Genomic DNA, 1,969 nt, shown 5'->3' on the forward strand with positions numbered 1-1,969 from the left:
GGCGAGGGCCGCGGCCGTGGCCGGGGTCAGCCGCGGGGCGGGGGGCGACGGGGGTGTCGGGACGGGACTCATGCCTCGGTCCTCTCGGCGGGGTGGGGGCGGTGGGCGCAGACGGGGCAGCGGTGCTCGGGGTCGTCGGCGGCGCAGGCCGCGCAGCGGACCTCGAGCGTGGTGCAGGCCGGGTCGGCGCAGTTGCGCAGCGCCGAGGTCGGGGCCTCGCACGTGACGCACCGGCCGATGGTCTCGGCATCGGCGGTGAAGCGGGTGGACAGGCGTCGGTCGAACACGGCCAGCTCGCCCCGCCACAGTCCGGCGTCGCCGCGGGCCTCGCCGTAGCGGACGATGCCGCCGTCGAGCTGGTAGACCTCGGCGAAGCCGCGGTCCTTGAGCAGGGCGGAGAGGACCTCGCAGCGCACGCCGCCCGTGCAGTAGGTGATCAGCGGCGCGTCCTTGAGGTGGTCCAGGGCCCCGGAGTCGACGGCGGCGAGCAGGTCGCGGGTGGTGTGCGCGTCCGGGACCACGGCCCCGTCGAAGCGGCCGATGGCCGCCTCCACCGTGTTGCGGCCGTCGAGGAAGCGCACGGGGTTCGCGGTGCCGGCGCGCACGGCGACCAGCGCGTCCACCTGGACGGGCGTGAGCCGCTCCCCCGTGCCGACGATCCCGTCCGCGTCCACGGTGACGCGCTCGGGGGCCCCGAACGCGACGAGCTCGGGCTTGACCTTGACCGAGAGGCGGGGGAAGTCCGCCGCCGAGCCGTCCGACCACTTCACTTCGAGGTCCCGGAACGCCGGATGCTCCCGCGTGCCGCGCATGTAGCGCTTGACGGCGTCGACCGGTCCGCCGACGGTCCCGTTGATCCCCTGCGGCGACACGATGATCCGGCCGGTCAGGCCGAGGGACGCGGCGAGCGTGCGCTGCCACAGCCGCACCGCCTCGGGGTCGGCGAGCGGGGTGAACCGGTAGTACAGCGCGATGCGCGAGAGGGGGGCGGTGCTCATCAAGGTCCAGGCTAGTGCGCGACCCCGGACGCCACGGCCGTGAGGGCGGGCGGGGCCTGGCCCGCACCGGCCACACGCCTTACCCTTCAGACATGACTGAGCATCTGGATCCGGCACTGGTCGACATCTGGTTCGCGGCCTGGTCGCGATCGCGCGGCTACCGTACGAGCCAGGAGGCGGGGCGACGCGCGGCCCTGCGCACCCCTCGCCCCGCCCGCATGATCCCCGGCGGCTCCGGTCGCGCCACGGTGGACGTGCCGGCCACGTGGGAGCACGTGGTGGTGAACCCCTCCCGCGGGGAGCTGGAGGACCTGCGCGAGGCGGTGCGGGACCAGGAGCAGATCCTGCTCACAGTGTTCGGCGACGCCGGCGAGGACCCGAAGGCCATGGGTCTGAAGGCCCAGGCCGAGCCGGAGCGCTTCATGACCATGGACATGGACCCCGAGGTGCAGGACGTGGAGCCCCCGCTGCTGCCCGAGGGCTATGAGGCCCGCGTGGACCAACCGATGGAGGGCAGCCGTCGCCTGCGCATCCTGGCCGTCGGCGCCTCGACCGTGCCCGAGGGCGAGGAGGAGCTCGCCGCCCTCGGCTGGGTCACCGAGGAGGGCGGCACCGCCGTCTACGACCGGATCTGGACGTCCCCGAACCACCGTCGCCGCGGCCTCGGCTCCCTCGTGATGCGCTACCTCACCTCCGAGGTCATGAGCGAGGGTGAGATCAGCCGCGGCCTGCTCGTCGCGTCCCCGGACGGCCAGAAGCTGTACCGCCACCTGGCCTGGACCGACCTCGGCCCCGTGTCCATCTGGGGTCGCGGCCTGGCCGAGGACAACCCCGCCGCCGAGCACACCCGCACCATGGGGGCGTGACCGGCCACCTCCCGGAGCACGATCCCTGGGCGGATCCCGCGGGCGGCTGGGGGCCGCCCGGCACGGCGGATTCCGCGCCGCCCGTCGACGACGCCGCCCCGGACT

The 1,969-nt window shown here is 74.7% G+C and carries 2 protein-coding genes; one reads left to right on the plus strand and one right to left on the minus strand.

What is annotated here, in order from left to right; all coding sequences use genetic code 11:
• Window positions 1-68 precede the first annotated feature (68 nt).
• Entirely contained in the window at window positions 69-998 is a 930-nt protein-coding gene (locus AB0N07_RS50490; RefSeq protein ID WP_350748123.1) for a rhodanese-related sulfurtransferase, read from the minus strand.
• A gap of 92 nt (window positions 999-1,090) precedes the next feature.
• On the opposite strand from AB0N07_RS50490, the gene AB0N07_RS50495 reads away from it, so the two are divergent.
• Window positions 1,091-1,864 (plus strand): GNAT family N-acetyltransferase, encoded by a 774-nt coding sequence (locus AB0N07_RS50495; RefSeq protein ID WP_365847675.1) that lies wholly within the window; start codon window positions 1,091-1,093, stop codon window positions 1,862-1,864.
• The last annotated feature ends 105 nt before the right edge of the window (window positions 1,865-1,969 follow it).

The sequence above is a fragment of the Streptomyces sp. NPDC051172 genome (assembly GCF_040682555.1).
In the GTDB taxonomy this organism is placed as follows: Bacteria; Actinomycetota; Actinomycetes; order Streptomycetales; family Streptomycetaceae; genus Streptomyces.